Source organism: Caviibacterium pharyngocola (assembly GCF_002795405.1).
GTDB lineage: Bacteria > Pseudomonadota > Gammaproteobacteria > Enterobacterales > Pasteurellaceae > Caviibacterium > Caviibacterium pharyngocola.
Map to the genome: position 1 here is coordinate 20,985 of NZ_PHGZ01000025.1, position 13,006 is coordinate 33,990.

Annotated in this window: 13 protein-coding genes and 1 pseudogene; 8 read left to right on the plus strand and 6 right to left on the minus strand. The window is 43.9% G+C overall.

Annotation, left to right across the window (positions count from 1 at the left end):
* Positions 1 to 52: 52 nt before the first annotated feature.
* From CVP04_RS10195 to CVP04_RS10215, 5 genes and pseudogenes are all read left to right on the plus strand, one after another.
* Positions 53 to 1,251, plus strand: a pseudogene (locus tag CVP04_RS10195) (L-rhamnose isomerase).
* Between the two features lie 18 nt (positions 1,252 to 1,269).
* The gene (gene rhaD, locus CVP04_RS10200) at positions 1,270 to 2,088 is read left to right on the plus strand and encodes a rhamnulose-1-phosphate aldolase (protein WP_100297408.1); all 819 of its coding nucleotides are present in this window, start codon (positions 1,270 to 1,272) and stop codon (positions 2,086 to 2,088) included.
* A gap of 95 nt (positions 2,089 to 2,183) precedes the next feature.
* Positions 2,184 to 3,218, plus strand: coding sequence for an L-rhamnose/proton symporter RhaT (gene rhaT, locus CVP04_RS10205; RefSeq protein WP_100297409.1), 1,035 nt, complete (start codon positions 2,184 to 2,186; stop codon positions 3,216 to 3,218).
* 14 nt (positions 3,219 to 3,232) lie between these two features.
* Positions 3,233 to 3,547: an L-rhamnose mutarotase gene (gene rhaM / locus CVP04_RS10210; RefSeq protein ID WP_100297410.1), complete on the plus strand. Its 315-nt coding sequence runs from the start codon at positions 3,233 to 3,235 to the stop codon at positions 3,545 to 3,547.
* Positions 3,548 to 3,696: 149 nt separating this feature from the next.
* Complete coding sequence (locus tag CVP04_RS10215) at positions 3,697 to 4,587, plus strand: hypothetical protein (RefSeq protein WP_100297411.1); 891 nt, start codon at positions 3,697 to 3,699, stop codon at positions 4,585 to 4,587.
* Here CVP04_RS10215 and CVP04_RS10220 read toward each other — a convergent pair.
* On the minus strand, positions 4,584 to 4,934 hold the full coding sequence (locus CVP04_RS10220) for a SirB2 family protein (RefSeq protein ID WP_100297412.1): 351 nt from the start codon (positions 4,932 to 4,934) through the stop codon (positions 4,584 to 4,586). The genes CVP04_RS10215 and CVP04_RS10220 overlap by 4 nt on opposite strands.
* A gap of 121 nt (positions 4,935 to 5,055) precedes the next feature.
* Positions 5,056 to 7,722 carry a DNA topoisomerase (ATP-hydrolyzing) subunit A gene (gene gyrA, locus CVP04_RS10225; RefSeq protein ID WP_100297413.1) on the minus strand — a complete coding sequence of 889 codons (2,667 nt, stop codon included), beginning with the start codon at positions 7,720 to 7,722 and terminating at the stop codon, positions 5,056 to 5,058.
* A gap of 138 nt (positions 7,723 to 7,860) precedes the next feature.
* Here gyrA and ubiG point away from each other — a divergent pair, with 138 nt between their 5' ends.
* Positions 7,861 to 8,571, plus strand: a complete 711-nt coding sequence (gene ubiG, locus CVP04_RS10230; RefSeq protein WP_100297441.1) for a bifunctional 2-polyprenyl-6-hydroxyphenol methylase/3-demethylubiquinol 3-O-methyltransferase UbiG — start codon at positions 7,861 to 7,863, stop codon at positions 8,569 to 8,571.
* Between the two features lie 121 nt (positions 8,572 to 8,692).
* Here ubiG and fur read toward each other — a convergent pair whose 3' ends face one another.
* The 4 genes from fur to CVP04_RS10250 all read right to left on the minus strand — a co-directional run bounded on the left by fur (position 8,693) and on the right by CVP04_RS10250 (position 10,886).
* Positions 8,693 to 9,130 (minus strand): ferric iron uptake transcriptional regulator, encoded by a 438-nt coding sequence (fur, locus tag CVP04_RS10235; RefSeq protein WP_100297414.1) that lies wholly within the window; start codon positions 9,128 to 9,130, stop codon positions 8,693 to 8,695.
* A 42-nt stretch (positions 9,131 to 9,172) separates the two neighbouring features.
* Entirely contained in the window at positions 9,173 to 9,697 is a 525-nt protein-coding gene (gene fldA, locus CVP04_RS10240) for a flavodoxin FldA (RefSeq protein WP_100297415.1), read from the minus strand.
* 9 nt (positions 9,698 to 9,706) lie between these two features.
* Entirely contained in the window at positions 9,707 to 9,988 is a 282-nt protein-coding gene (ybfE, locus tag CVP04_RS10245; protein WP_100297416.1) for a LexA regulated protein, read from the minus strand.
* A 118-nt stretch (positions 9,989 to 10,106) separates the two neighbouring features.
* The gene (locus CVP04_RS10250; RefSeq protein WP_100297417.1) at positions 10,107 to 10,886 is read right to left on the minus strand and encodes an alpha/beta fold hydrolase; all 780 of its coding nucleotides are present in this window, start codon (positions 10,884 to 10,886) and stop codon (positions 10,107 to 10,109) included.
* 79 nt (positions 10,887 to 10,965) lie between these two features.
* Here CVP04_RS10250 and seqA point away from each other — a divergent pair, with 79 nt between their 5' ends.
* Entirely contained in the window at positions 10,966 to 11,592 is a 627-nt protein-coding gene (seqA, locus tag CVP04_RS10255) for a replication initiation negative regulator SeqA (RefSeq protein ID WP_100297418.1), read from the plus strand.
* A 22-nt stretch (positions 11,593 to 11,614) separates the two neighbouring features.
* Positions 11,615 to 13,006: an o-succinylbenzoate--CoA ligase gene (menE, locus tag CVP04_RS10260; RefSeq protein ID WP_100297419.1), complete on the plus strand. Its 1,392-nt coding sequence runs from the start codon at positions 11,615 to 11,617 to the stop codon at positions 13,004 to 13,006.

Below are 13,006 nucleotides of genomic sequence, written 5' to 3' on the forward strand. Positions count from 1 at the left end.
GATGAGTAACGTACAAAAAACTTATGAATTAGCCAAACAACAATTTGCCGATATGGGCGTCGATACAGAGCAAGCATTAAAACTATTGGACGACTTGCCGATCTCAATGCATTGCTGGCAGGGGGATGATGTTGCCGGGTTTGAACTGCAAGAAGGCGGTTTAAGTGGCGGGATTCAAGCAACAGGAAATTATCCGGGAAAAGCCCGTAATGCTCAGGAATTACGCGCCGATTTAGATAAAGCGATGTCACTTATTCCGGGTAAAAAACGTTTGAATTTGCACGCTTCTTATTTAGAAGCAGATTATAAAGTTGAGCGTAATGAAATTAAACCGGAACATTTCGCAAATTGGGTGTCTTGGGCGAAAGAAAATCAACTCGGTTTGGATTTTAATCCGACCTATTTTTCGCATCCGCTTAGTGCCGAGGCGACTTTAACGCATCAAAATAAAGCCATTCGGGATTTTTGGATTGAACACGGTAAAGCTTGTCGGAAAATTTCTGAATATTTCGGAAAAGAATTAGGTACGGCATCTGTGATGAATATTTGGATTCCGGACGGAAGTAAAGATTTAGTTGTCGATAAGTTTGCGCCGAGACAACGTTTAGTTGAATCGCTTGACGCTATTATCAGTGAAAAATTGGATCCTAAATATCATTTAGATGCGGTTGAAAGCAAATTATTCGGCATCGGTGTGGAATCTTACACAGCAGGCTCCAATGAATTTTATGCGGCTTATGCCGTATCTCGTGGGACGGCGTTATGTTTGGATGCCGGACATTTTCACCCGACAGAAGTCATTTCAGACAAAATTTCTGCAGTAATGCCGTTTGTGCAACATCTATTATTACATGTTAGTCGTCCGGTACGTTGGGATAGTGATCACGTCGTATTACTTGATGATGAAACTCAAGCGATTGCAAATGAAATCGTGCGTAATCAATTATTTGATCGAGTACATATCGGATTGGATTTCTTCGACGCTTCCATTAACCGCATTGCCGCTTGGGTAATCGGTACGAGAAATATGCAAAAGCCTTATTAAAAGCGTTATTGGAACCGACACAAACATTACGTGAATTGGAGAATGCTCGTGATTTTACAGCTCGGTTAGCCTTATTGGAAGAACAAAAATCACTTCCGTGGCAAGCGGTTTGGGATATGTATTGCGAAATGAATAATGTTCCTGTCGGTAGTCGCTGGCTGAATGATGTTCGCCAATATGAAGAAAACGTGCTCAGTCAACGTTAAACGTTTAGGAGAATTATTATGCAAAATGTGATTGATTCTTGGTTTGTGCAAGGAATGATTAAAGCAACGAATGATATGTGGCTAAAAGGCTGGGATGAACGAAATGGCGGGAATATCAGTTTGCGTTTACTCGATTCGGATGTCGCACCTTATTTACACGAATTTTCATCAGCACCACGTCACGTTGATATAACACAAAATGTCGAAAAGTTAGCTAATCATTATTTTATCGTAACGGGTTCAGGTAAGTTTTTCCGTAACGTTATTTTAGATCCGGAAGATAACTTAACAATTATTCGAATAGATGAAACGGGCAAAGGTTATTACATTCTTTGGGGATTAAAAAATGGAGGCGTACCGACATCTGAATTAGCGGCCCACCTTCAATCTCATATTGTAAGAATGGAAGCGAGTGCTAATCGAGATAGGGTAATTATGCATTGTCATCCGACAAACCTTATTGCTCTGACTTATGTTATTGAATTAGATAGTAAAATTATCAGTCGTGAATTATGGGAAATGAGTACGGAATGTCTTGTTGTATTTCCCGATGGTGTTGGGATCTTACCTTGGATGACGCCGGGAAAAGATGAAATCGGTTATGCAACGGCAGAACAAATGCAACGTCATCACTTGGTTCTATGGGCTTTCCACGGCGCATTCGGGTGTGGAGAAAACTTAGACGAAGCTTTCGGCTTAATTGATACGGCGGAAAAATCGGCGGAAATTCTGGTTAAAGTTTTATCTATGGGCGGAAAACGACAAACAATTAAAACGGAGGAGTTTAAATTATTAGCTGAGCGTTTCGGTGTGACGCCAATGGAAGGTGTTTTTTAATAACCTCGGTTCGGCGCGGCGGCGTCGAACCGCTTAACTCTGAAAAACTTTAAATTATCAAGAACATAAATGATTATGTTATATAAGGAGTATATATGAGTAGTTCAATTTTGTTAGGTATCTTTTGGCATTTTATCGGCGCTACATCAGCTGCTTGTTTCTATGCACCGATGAAAAAAGTGAAAAATTGGTCGTGGGAAACAATGTGGGCGATCGCTGGTATTTTCTCTTGGATCCTATTGCCTTGGAGTATCAGCTATTTTTTATTACCTGATTTCGGTGCTTATTATGCCTCATTTAGCCAAGATGTTTTATTACCGGTATTTTTATTCGGTGCGATGTGGGGAATCGGTAATATCGGTTACGGTTTAACGATGCGTTACTTAGGAATGTCTATGGGCATCGGTATTGCTATCGGCATTACATTGATTGTCGGAACATTGATGACGCCGATTATTCAAGGGCGCTTCGGTGAGTTGCTGGCTAGTACCGGCGGGCAATTAACGATTGTGGGTGTTATCGTAGCGGTTATTGGTGTTGCAATCGTCTCTTATGCAGGATTATTAAAAGAAAAAGCGACCGGCGTTACAGCAGAAGAATTTAATTTGAAAAAAGGGCTCGCGCTGGCAGTAATGTGCGGTATTTTTTCTGCTGGAATGTCATTTGCGATGAGTGCAGCAACGCCAATGCACGAAGAAGCGGCTAGATTAGGTGTAGATCCGCTTTATGTCGCACTACCGAGCTATATCGCCATTATGGGAGGCGGCGCGATTATTAATTTAGGCTATTGTATTATTCGTCTGATGACACGACCTGAATTATCTTTTAAATCCGATGTAAGTGTCGCAAAAGGATTATTAATCAGTAATATTTTATTCTCTGCATTAGGCGGCATTATGTGGTATTTCCAATTCTTCTTCTATGCTTGGGGACACGCAAATATTCCTGCCGAATACGGATTTATCAGCTGGATGTTACATATGAGTTTCTATGTTTTGTGCGGCGGAATTGTCGGTTTGATTTTACACGAATGGAAAGGAACAGGAATCAAACCTACGCGAGTACTTTGTATTGGTTGTTTGGTTATTGTTCTTGCTGCGAATATCGTAGGTTTAGGAATGGCAAATTAGTTAAGGAGTATTTTATGATAAGAAAAGCATTTATTATGCAGATTCATCCGGATAGCCACGCAGAATATAAAAAGCGTCATAATGAGATTTTTCCCGAATTAGTTTTAGAGCTTAAATCTCACGGTAGCCATAATTACTCTATCTTTTTAGATAAAGAACGAAATCTATTATTCGGTTATGTGGAAATCGAGAGTGAAGAACGTTGGAATGCTATTGCGCAAACTGAAGCCTGTCAAAAATGGTGGCATTTTATGAAAGATATAATGCCGTCTAATCCAGATAACAGCCCGATTTCACAGGAATTGGAGCAAGTGTTTTATTTGGCTTAAATAGACGGTCCTGCCCAAAAGATCCGATAGATAAATCCATTGGTATTTTATTTATCGGATCTCACATTTCCCAATCTCCCCAATTATTGCTAGAATCTTCATCAATCTTATTTGTCTATTTGCCTAAAGTGATATTAAAGAGGGTCGCGATGAAAAATATTTATTTCGGTAAGATCTATGCGTTAGATGAAATTCTTTCCTTAAAGGAAAAGATTTGTTTGTGTGAACAGCAAATTAAATTTTTGAATCCGATTTTGCAGAAAACGACGGCGGTGGAGGAGGATTTTGCGAACTTAACATTAAAAGTGACGTTTTTTCACGGTAGTCGGTTTGTGCGGACGTTGTGTTTTTCTTCTTATCGAGCGGCGCAGTTATTTTCTTCGAAGCCGGAACAGCAGCAGGCGTTATCTGAAATTTTTGGCAAAACCGACAGTTTAGGCAATATTGTACTGACTGCCGGCGCGGAAGGGTTGAGTGAGGCGTTAATTAGAAATGCGTCTTGGTTTATTCGCTCGTCGGATACGTTGGAGCAGGGTGATTTTATGATTTTGCCGAATGAATGGCGGGCGATTGACGGGCGGGGAATGGCGTTGTTCGAACGGTTTGGTAAAATTGATCACGCGTATCGCCAAGTGTTTTTGATTATGCTGGCATTGGCATATTATGATGCCTTACATCAAATCAGCGAGGAGCTGGCGGCGATGTTGGTCGAACCGATTAATGTGGAGGAATTGGATAAACTTTATACCGAAGCGGCAGTGTTTAATGCGCGGTATTATTTCGATAATCCGGTGGAATTTTCGCGTTATGCGTTGTTTCAGGCGTGGCAAGATGTTCGCGAAGCTTATCATTTACGCGAAAAAAATGCCGAAGTCACTTCGCAGTTGGCGCAAGTTCATCAGATTTTGAGTTACACGCAGCAGAAAAAAGAACAAACCGCCAACGAAGAACGAAATTTGAAGTTAGCGGTTTTTGGGATCACACTTTCCATTCTAGGTATTGTGGAAGTGATTGATATTGTGAGTAATTGGCTGTCTTAGTGAAAATAGCCCAATAAGATCGCGCCGATAAGCGCGCCGCAAGCCAAAAGCAGCTTTTGCACTTTAGGTTCTTTTACGTCTTTATGAAAATATTCCGACGCCCAAATGGCGTAGCAAGCTAGTAACACCAGTTTGGCGATAATCCACCAAGGAAAACCGAATCCGACGCTAAACAGCACGGCGATTCCGCTGACAATCAAGAGCGTATCGGATAAGTGCGGTAGAATTTTTAATAATTTTATCGCTCGCCAATTTTTGCCGTGAAACTGCATCGTGCCGCGCGTAATGAGCAGCGCAAGGCTGATAAAGGCGCAGGCAATGTGAAGATAGAGTAGAGAAAGTATCATTTTTTATCGCTTAGGTTGAATTAAATACCGGCGCGATATCGTCTGCGCCGGCAAGGATTGTTATTTTGAAAATATCGGTAGAATAAGAAAGCGGGTGTCAGGCGAAACCCGCTTTTATGCGTTATTCTGCCGAATTTTCCACCGCACTTTCAGCCGAAATTTCGGTGTTTTCGTCATCGTCCGCATCGCAAACGCGTTCCAAGCTGACGAGGTGTTCGTCATCGCCGGTGCGAATTAAGCGCACGCCTTGGGTATTACGACCGACTATGCTAACTTCGCTGACACGAGTTCTGACCAAGGTGCCGGCATCGGTAATCAACATAATTTGATCGCTTTCTTCCACTTGGGTGGCGGCGACAACTTTACCGTTGCGCTCGCTGACTTTGATCGAAATAACGCCTTTCGTATTGCGTGATTTGGTCGGATATTCGGAAAGCGCGGTGCGTTTTCCGTAACCGTTTTGTGTCGCGGTGAGAATCGCGCCGTCATTTTTCGGCACTACAAGAGAAACCACTTTGTCGATATTCAAATCAAGAGTTTCTTCAGTGTTTTCATCGGAAACGTCGTCGATTTCCACCGCACTTTCGTCATCGGATAATTCATTGGTAAGCGCCAATTTAATTCCGCGCACGCCGGTTGCCGCGCGTCCCATTGCGCGCACGGCGTTTTCGTCGAAACGCACCACGCGACCTTGCGACGAGAACAACATAATTTCATTGTTGCCGTCGGTAATATCCGCGCCGATTAATTCGTCTTCATCACGCAAGTTAAGCGCGATAATGCCGCTTGCACGCGGTCGGCTGAATTCGGTTAAGGCGATTTTCTTCACAATACCGCCCGCCGTCGCCATTACGACGAATTTATTGTCTTCATAAGCCGTCACCGGCAGAATGGCGGTGATTCGTTCATTGGCTTCTAGCGGCAGAATGTTCACGATCGGACGTCCGCGTGAACCACGGCTGGCTTGCGGCAGTTGATAAACTTTCAGCCAATATAAACGCCCGCGGCTGGAGAAACACAAAATGGTGTCGTGCGTATTGGCAACTAAAAGACGTTCGATGAAATCTTCTTCTTTCATTTTGGTCGCCGATTTACCTTTGCCGCCGCGACGTTGCGCTTCGTAATCGGTAATCGGTTGATATTTAACGTAACCTTCGTGCGAAAGGGTGACGACGACATCTTCCTGTGCGATCAAATCTTCCAAATTAATATCGCCGGAAGCCGCGGTGATTTCGGTTCGACGCGGATCGTTAAACTCGGCTTTCACCCGTTCTAATTCTTCGCGTAGTACTTCTTTTAAGCGTACCGAGCTGTTTAAAATGTGCAATAATTCACCGATTTCTAGTAAAATTTCTTGATATTCGGTGACGATTTTTTCGTGTTCCAAACCGGTGAGGCGTTGTAAACGCAAATCCAAAATAGCGCGTGCTTGTTCGTCGGAAAGGTAATATTGTCCGTCGATAATACCGAATTCTTCGGCTAAATCTTCCGGACGGGACGCATTTTCGCCGGCGGCTTCAAGCATTGCGCTCACATTGCCGAGCGCCCAAGGACGGGACAATAAGCCTTCTCTGGCTTCTTCCGCGGTTTTTGAGGCGCGAATCAATTCGATCACCGGATCGATATTTGTCAAAGCGATCGCTAAACCTTCCAAAATATGGGCGCGTTCGCGCGCTTTGCGCAATTCGAACACAGTACGGCGAGTGACCACTTCGCGGCGATGTTTAACGAAAGCTTCAATAATTTGTTTAAGGTTGAATAATTTCGGCTGACCGTGATCCAACGCCACCATATTGATACCGAAGGTCACTTGCATTTGAGTCAAAGCGTAAAGGTTATTCAGCACCACTTCGCCGACGGCATCGCGTTTGACTTCGATTTCAATGCGAAAACCTTCTTTGTTCGACACGTCGAGCACGTTACTAATGCCTTCGATTTTTTTATCGCGCACCAATTCGGCGATTTTTTCCACCAAACGGGCTTTATTCACTTGATACGGAATTTCCGTAACGATAATGGTTTCGCGCCCTTTATCGTTGGTTTCGATTTCCGCTTTGGCACGAACATAAACTTTGCCGCGGCCGGTTTTATAGGCATCTTCGATACCTTTTCGACCGTTGATTAACGCCGCTGTCGGGAAATCCGGTCCCGGAATATAGCTCATTAATTCATCGATGGTAATTTCTTCGTTATCGATATAAGCCAAACAACCGTCCAACACTTCGCCTAAATTATGCGGCGGAATATTCGTCGCCATCCCGACCGCAATTCCGGAGGATCCATTGACCAATAGCGCCGGAATTTTTGTCGGCAACACATCGGGAATCATTTCTTTGCCGTCATAGTTCGGCGAGAAATCAACGGTTTCTTTGTCTAAATCGGTGAGTAATTCTTGGGTGATTTTTTGCATCCGCACTTCGGTATAACGCATTGCGGCGGGCGCATCGCCGTCCACCGAGCCGAAGTTGCCTTGTCCGTCAACCAACATATAACGCAATGAGAAAGGTTGCGCCATTCGCACGATAGTGTCGTACACTGCGCTGTCGCCGTGCGGGTGATATTTACCGATAACGTCGCCGACTACACGAGCAGATTTTACATAGGCTTTGTTAAAGGTAATTCCGCTTCGATCCATCGAAAACAGCACTCGACGGTGTACCGGCTTTAAGCCGTCGCGCACGTCGGGCAAAGCACGTCCGACAATCACGGACATCGCATAGTCAAGATAGGAGGATTTGAGTTCTTCCTCAATACTGACCGAGGTAACATTTGGGACTAAATCAGTCATTAATAGCTTCCTAATCGCATAAAAAATTAGCGAGATTATAGCATAATTTCTAGGGCAGCTCTAATTTTATAGTGAATTTTTACCGCACTTAGGGAATAATAAGCCATTATTTTCGTTGATTATTAAATGGGTTCGAATATGCAAAACCTTGATCCGCAAGAGTTGGAAAAATTTGAAAAAATGGCGCAAAGTTGGTGGGATCCGCAAGGCGATTTTAAACCGATTCATCAACTCAATCCGTTGCGTTTGGATTATATCTCGGCGCAAGCGGAAGGTTTGGCGGGGAAAAACGTGTTGGACGTCGGTTGCGGCGGCGGGATTTTGTCGGAAAGTATGGCAAAACGCGGAGCCAAAGTGATCGGTATCGATATGAGCGTTGCGCCGCTTGAAATGGCGAAATTGCACGCCCAATCGCAAGGGTTACAAATTGAATATCAACAAACGACGATTGAAGATTTCGTGCAAAAACACACCGCACTTCAAGGCGAAAAGTTCGATGTGATTACTTGTATGGAAATGTTGGAACACGTTCCCGATCCCGCTTCAGTGATTCAGTCGTGCAAAACTTTATTGAAACCGAACGGCGTGCTATTTCTTTCCACAATTAACCGCACGTTTAAAGCTTGGACGTTGGTGGTATTGGGCGCGGAATATGTGCTGAAGATGTTGCCGAAAGGCACGCACGATTATGATAAATTCATTAAACCAGCGGAATTACTGGCGTGGACGGATCGCGCCGAATTGGAATGTCGGAATATGGTCGGTTATCATTATAATGTATTGACCGGACGTTTTTGGTTGAACAAAGACGTAAGCAGTAATTATATGGCGAGTTTTAAGTTGAAATAGCTTGGTTAAAGACGAAAAAGTGCGGTGGTTTTTGGGATAATTTTTGCTGATTCGAGCGCATTATGTCGAATAAAAGTCGAATAAAAAAGGGATCCGCCGATCCCTTTTTTAGTATAACCGATTATTTTTTCTTTTCGTCGCAGTTCGTAATATCGCTGCATTTGCCGTATAAATATAAACTGTGGGTTTTCAGTTTAATGCCGTGTTCCTCGCTGATTTCGCGTTGGCGTTTTTCGATCACTTCATCGTTAAATTCAAATACTTTGCCGCAATCGACGCAAATAATATGATCGTGATGTTCCGTCGGCGCCAGTTCGAAAACGGATTTATTTCCTTCAAAATTATGACGAATTAAAATATTGGCTTCATCAAATTGGTTTAACACGCGGTAAACCGTGGCAAGCCCGATGTCCTCACCGCGTTCCAACAGCATTTTATATACGTCTTCCGCCGAAAAATGTGACATTTTGTTCTCTTGCATTAACGCCAAAATGGTCAAACGGGGTTCGGTAATTTTAAGACCGGCTTTTTTTAATAGTTTGATGTTTTCTTCAGACATAATTGCCCCTTATTTTCGGTATTTCGATATAAAACCAAGTGATTAAGCCAGTTCCGCCAAGCACATTTCATCGTAAACTTGTTTCGTCCATTTTTCGACGCGCTCGCCGGTTAATTCCGGTTGGCGATCTTCGTCGATACACAAACCGACGAAAGTATTTTCATCAACTAATGCTTGCGAAGATTCGAAAGTGTAACCTTCGGTTGACCAGTTACCGACGATAATCGCGCCTTTCGGTTCGATAATATTGCGCACCGTGCCCATTGCATCGCAGAAATATTCGGCATAATCCTCTTGATCGCCGCAACCGAAAATCGCCACCAATTTATCGGTGAAATCGATTTGTTCCAATGTCGGGAAAAAATCGTCCCAATCGCATTGCGCTTCGCCGTAATACCACGTCGGAATACCGAACATTAAAAAATCATAGGCTTCGATATCTTCTTTCGTGCTTTTGGCAATATCGCGAATATCAACCAATTCCGCACCTAGCTGTTTTTGAATCATTTTGGCAACATTTTCGGTGTTGCCGGTGTCACTACCATAAAATAAACCGACGATAGCCATTGTAATTACCTATTTTTCCTTGCTATTAAAATAATCTTGTAAAATTGTTACGATTAAATCCGAACGACTAACACACTGCACGGAGGCTAAATCTTCTAATTGTCGAACCAAATTTGCGTGTAATTTCAGCTCGACGCGTTTTAATCCGCTGGATTTATCTCGCCGCAGTTGATTACGTTTATTAATGCGAATTTGTTGTTCTCGGCTTAGCGGATTGGTTTTCGGCCGCCCGACCTTCGGTGTATTAGCAAACAGATCTAAGGTTATGCAATCCGCATCTTGTTTTGCCATTTTAAATCACAACCGTTATATCCACCGTAGCTAATTGAGAATGATAAGCTACAACTTATAATTGGCGCCACTATATCACAATTCACCGGTGATTAAAACCCTATTAATTAAGTCAGAATTAAGATAAAAAACGTTTTATCGCACGCACGACGAATTCCGGTTTTTCGGCGTGCACCCAATGTCCGCTGCCGTTGATGGTAAAGGATTCGGCGCGCGGAAATTGCGCCAAAACGGTTTGAGTATAAGCGGGCAAAATATAATCCGAATCGCCGCCTTTGATAAATAACGTCGGATGCGGAAAATACACATTTTGCCAATCCATTAAATGCACATAATTGCGATAAAGTGCGGTCAAATTAAAGCGAAAATATTCGGCGGCGTGCTGGTCGAAGGATTTCAGCATAAATTGTTGCACGCTTTCTTGTGAAATATGTGCGGCGAGAATCGGTTTTGCTTGTTGGCGAGTTTGCGGCGCAGCGTGTTTTACCGCAAATAATCCGGCAAATACACTGTCGTGACCGTGATTACCGTAATTCACCGGTGCAATGTCAATAACGACTAATTTTTCCACTAACTCAGGACGCAATGCCGCCGCACACATCGCCGTTTTGCCGCCCATCGAATGCCCGATTAAAATGACTTTGCGCAGCTGCAAATGATCCAATAAATCAAGCACATCCTGCGCCATTAGTGCATAATTCATTTCGTCGCAATGAAAACTTTGCCCGTGATTGCGCAAATCGATGCGTAAGATCGAATAGTCTTCGGCAAAGGCGCGGGCAATGACGCCCAAGTTATTCATATCGCCGAATAAACCGTGTAGAAACACCAAAACGGGACGGCTAGAGTCTTGTTTTAATTGATGAAATTGAAAGTTAAGTAAATTGCGATGCGACATAATTTTTGCGTAGAGTATTTGTAAAGAAGTCGTTATAATGTTGCAAAAACATAAATAGATCAAGTAATGGAGAGCGAAAATGAAAATAATCGAAGTGGATGAAGAACTTTATCAATATATTGCCGGACAAACGCAATCTATTGGCGAAAGTGCCTCGGATATTTTGCGTCGTTTACTTCATTTTTCTTCCGTTAAAAGTGCGGTGAAAACGGAGCAAGTTTTTGCGCCGGAAACTTTTATTGCGCCGCAACAAAATGAGAATGTCGAGCCGGTACAGGAAATGCGTATGCAGGCAGCGAGCGAAGCGCCGAAAGTGACGACGAAAAAACAATCGGACGAAGCCATCGGTAAAATCGTCGAGAAAGTTCGCGCGTTAATACATTCGGCGGATTTTCAGCAAGAAAGCAAAGCAGTCGTGCGTTTTTTAGCGATTTTACGCGTGCTGTATCGCACCAATCCGGAAAGTTTCGCCCAAGCGACGGAATCCCTACAAGGGCGCACGCGCGTATATTTCGCTCGTGACGAAGCCACATTATTAATGGCGGGAAACCACACCAAACCGAAACAAATTCCCGATACGCCTTATTGGGTGATCACCAACACCAACAGCGGGCGTAAAATGTTAATGTTGGAAGGTGCAATGCAATCAATGCATTTGCCTGATGATTTAATTGAAGAAGTCAGAGCGTTTTTTACCGCCAACTAATCGAACAGGACATCAAAACCCTATGTTTTTATGGCGGCAATATGCCGCGTCTCCGTTATTTCAAGATAAAATTGCCTTGCGAACCGAGCAAGGCGAATTTTTTACTTGGCGCCAGCTTGCCGAGAAAACGGAAGATTATGCCGCAGCATTACAACAACAAGGCGTAGCACAAGGCGAGGGTATTGCCTTATGCGGAAAAAACAGCACGGATATTCTCTTGCTTTATCTTGCCGGTATTCAATGCGGCGCGCGGGTGTTGGGCGTGAATCCCGCTTTTCCGACGGAAAAAATCGCCCGACTTTGCGCGGAAAATCATATCCGCTTTTATTTTTCCTCCGAACTGAAAACGTTGCCGAATGTGACCGCACTTTCTTTGCCGAGCGCCGATTCCAACGTCGTATTTATACCGATTGAAGATGATTGGCAACGTCCGGCGACAATGACCTTGACCTCCGGTTCGAGCGGCTTGCCGAAAGCGGTGGTGCATAATGTACAAGCGCATTCGGACAACGCGCAAGGCGTGTGCCGGTTAATGCAATTTTCGGCGCAAGACGCGTGGTTGTTGTCCTTGCCGCTTTATCACGTTTCCGGACAAGGCATTGTATGGCGTTGGTTAAGCGTCGGCGCCGAATTACATTTGCCGACCACGGATTTTTACGCCTCGCTGCTACAAGCCACGCACGCATCGTTGGTGCCGGTTCAGCTGCAACGCTTATTGGATTATTTACATCAGTGCGCACCGAACACATTTCGCACGCGCCATATTTTGCTCGGTGGAATGCATATTCCCGTTGCATTGACTCAAGCGTTGGCACAATTCGGCATTCAAAGCTATTGCGGATACGGAATGACGGAAATGGCGTCCACCGTATTTGCCAAGCAAAGCAACGGTTCGGCGGGCGTCGGGCAACCTTTGCCGCAGCGCGAATTTAAATTGGTGAACGGCGAAATTTGGCTGCGCGGTGCCGGTGCGGCGTTAGGTTATTGGAAGAATAACCGAATTGTGCCTATAATGAACGACGAACAATGGTTTGCCACCAAAGATCGCGGCGAATGGCGCGATGATGAACTGGTTGTATTAGGCAGAGCGGATAATATGTTCATTTCCGGCGGAGAAAATATTCAACCGGAAGAAATCGAACGGGTAATCTTAGCCTGTGAAAATGTCGAACAAGTGTTTATTCTGCCGAAAGAGGACGAGGAATACGGACAACGTCCGGTGGCAATGATAAAATTTAAGGATAATTTCAGCGAAAGTGCGGTCAAAAATTTAACGATTTGGTTAAACGATAAATTGGAAAAGTTTAAACAACCCGTGCAATATTTCCCGCTAAACTCGGAAAATCGGCAAGGAAATATCAAAATTTCTCGCGTCCAGTTAAAAGCGGAATTACTCGATTTATTAGGAAAGTAA

Coding starts and splice junctions, on each gene's coding strand:
- CVP04_RS10220 (WP_100297412.1), bottom strand. CDS start 4,934: ATGATACTTTCTCTACTCTATCTTCACATTGCCTGCGCCTTTATCAGC.
- CVP04_RS10215 (WP_100297411.1), top strand. CDS start 3,697: ATGAAAAATATTTATTTCGGTAAGATCTATGCGTTAGATGAAATTCTT.
- menE (WP_100297419.1), top strand. CDS start 11,615: ATGTTTTTATGGCGGCAATATGCCGCGTCTCCGTTATTTCAAGATAAA.
- gyrA (WP_100297413.1), bottom strand. CDS start 7,722: ATGACTGATTTAGTCCCAAATGTTACCTCGGTCAGTATTGAGGAAGAA.
- fldA (WP_100297415.1), bottom strand. CDS start 9,697: ATGGCTATCGTCGGTTTATTTTATGGTAGTGACACCGGCAACACCGAA.
- fur (WP_100297414.1), bottom strand. CDS start 9,130: ATGTCTGAAGAAAACATCAAACTATTAAAAAAAGCCGGTCTTAAAATT.
- ubiG (WP_100297441.1), top strand. CDS start 7,861: ATGCAAAACCTTGATCCGCAAGAGTTGGAAAAATTTGAAAAAATGGCG.
- seqA (WP_100297418.1), top strand. CDS start 10,966: ATGAAAATAATCGAAGTGGATGAAGAACTTTATCAATATATTGCCGGA.
- rhaM (WP_100297410.1), top strand. CDS start 3,233: ATGATAAGAAAAGCATTTATTATGCAGATTCATCCGGATAGCCACGCA.
- CVP04_RS10250 (WP_100297417.1), bottom strand. CDS start 10,886: ATGTCGCATCGCAATTTACTTAACTTTCAATTTCATCAATTAAAACAA.
- rhaD (WP_100297408.1), top strand. CDS start 1,270: ATGCAAAATGTGATTGATTCTTGGTTTGTGCAAGGAATGATTAAAGCA.
- ybfE (WP_100297416.1), bottom strand. CDS start 9,988: ATGGCAAAACAAGATGCGGATTGCATAACCTTAGATCTGTTTGCTAAT.
- rhaT (WP_100297409.1), top strand. CDS start 2,184: ATGAGTAGTTCAATTTTGTTAGGTATCTTTTGGCATTTTATCGGCGCT.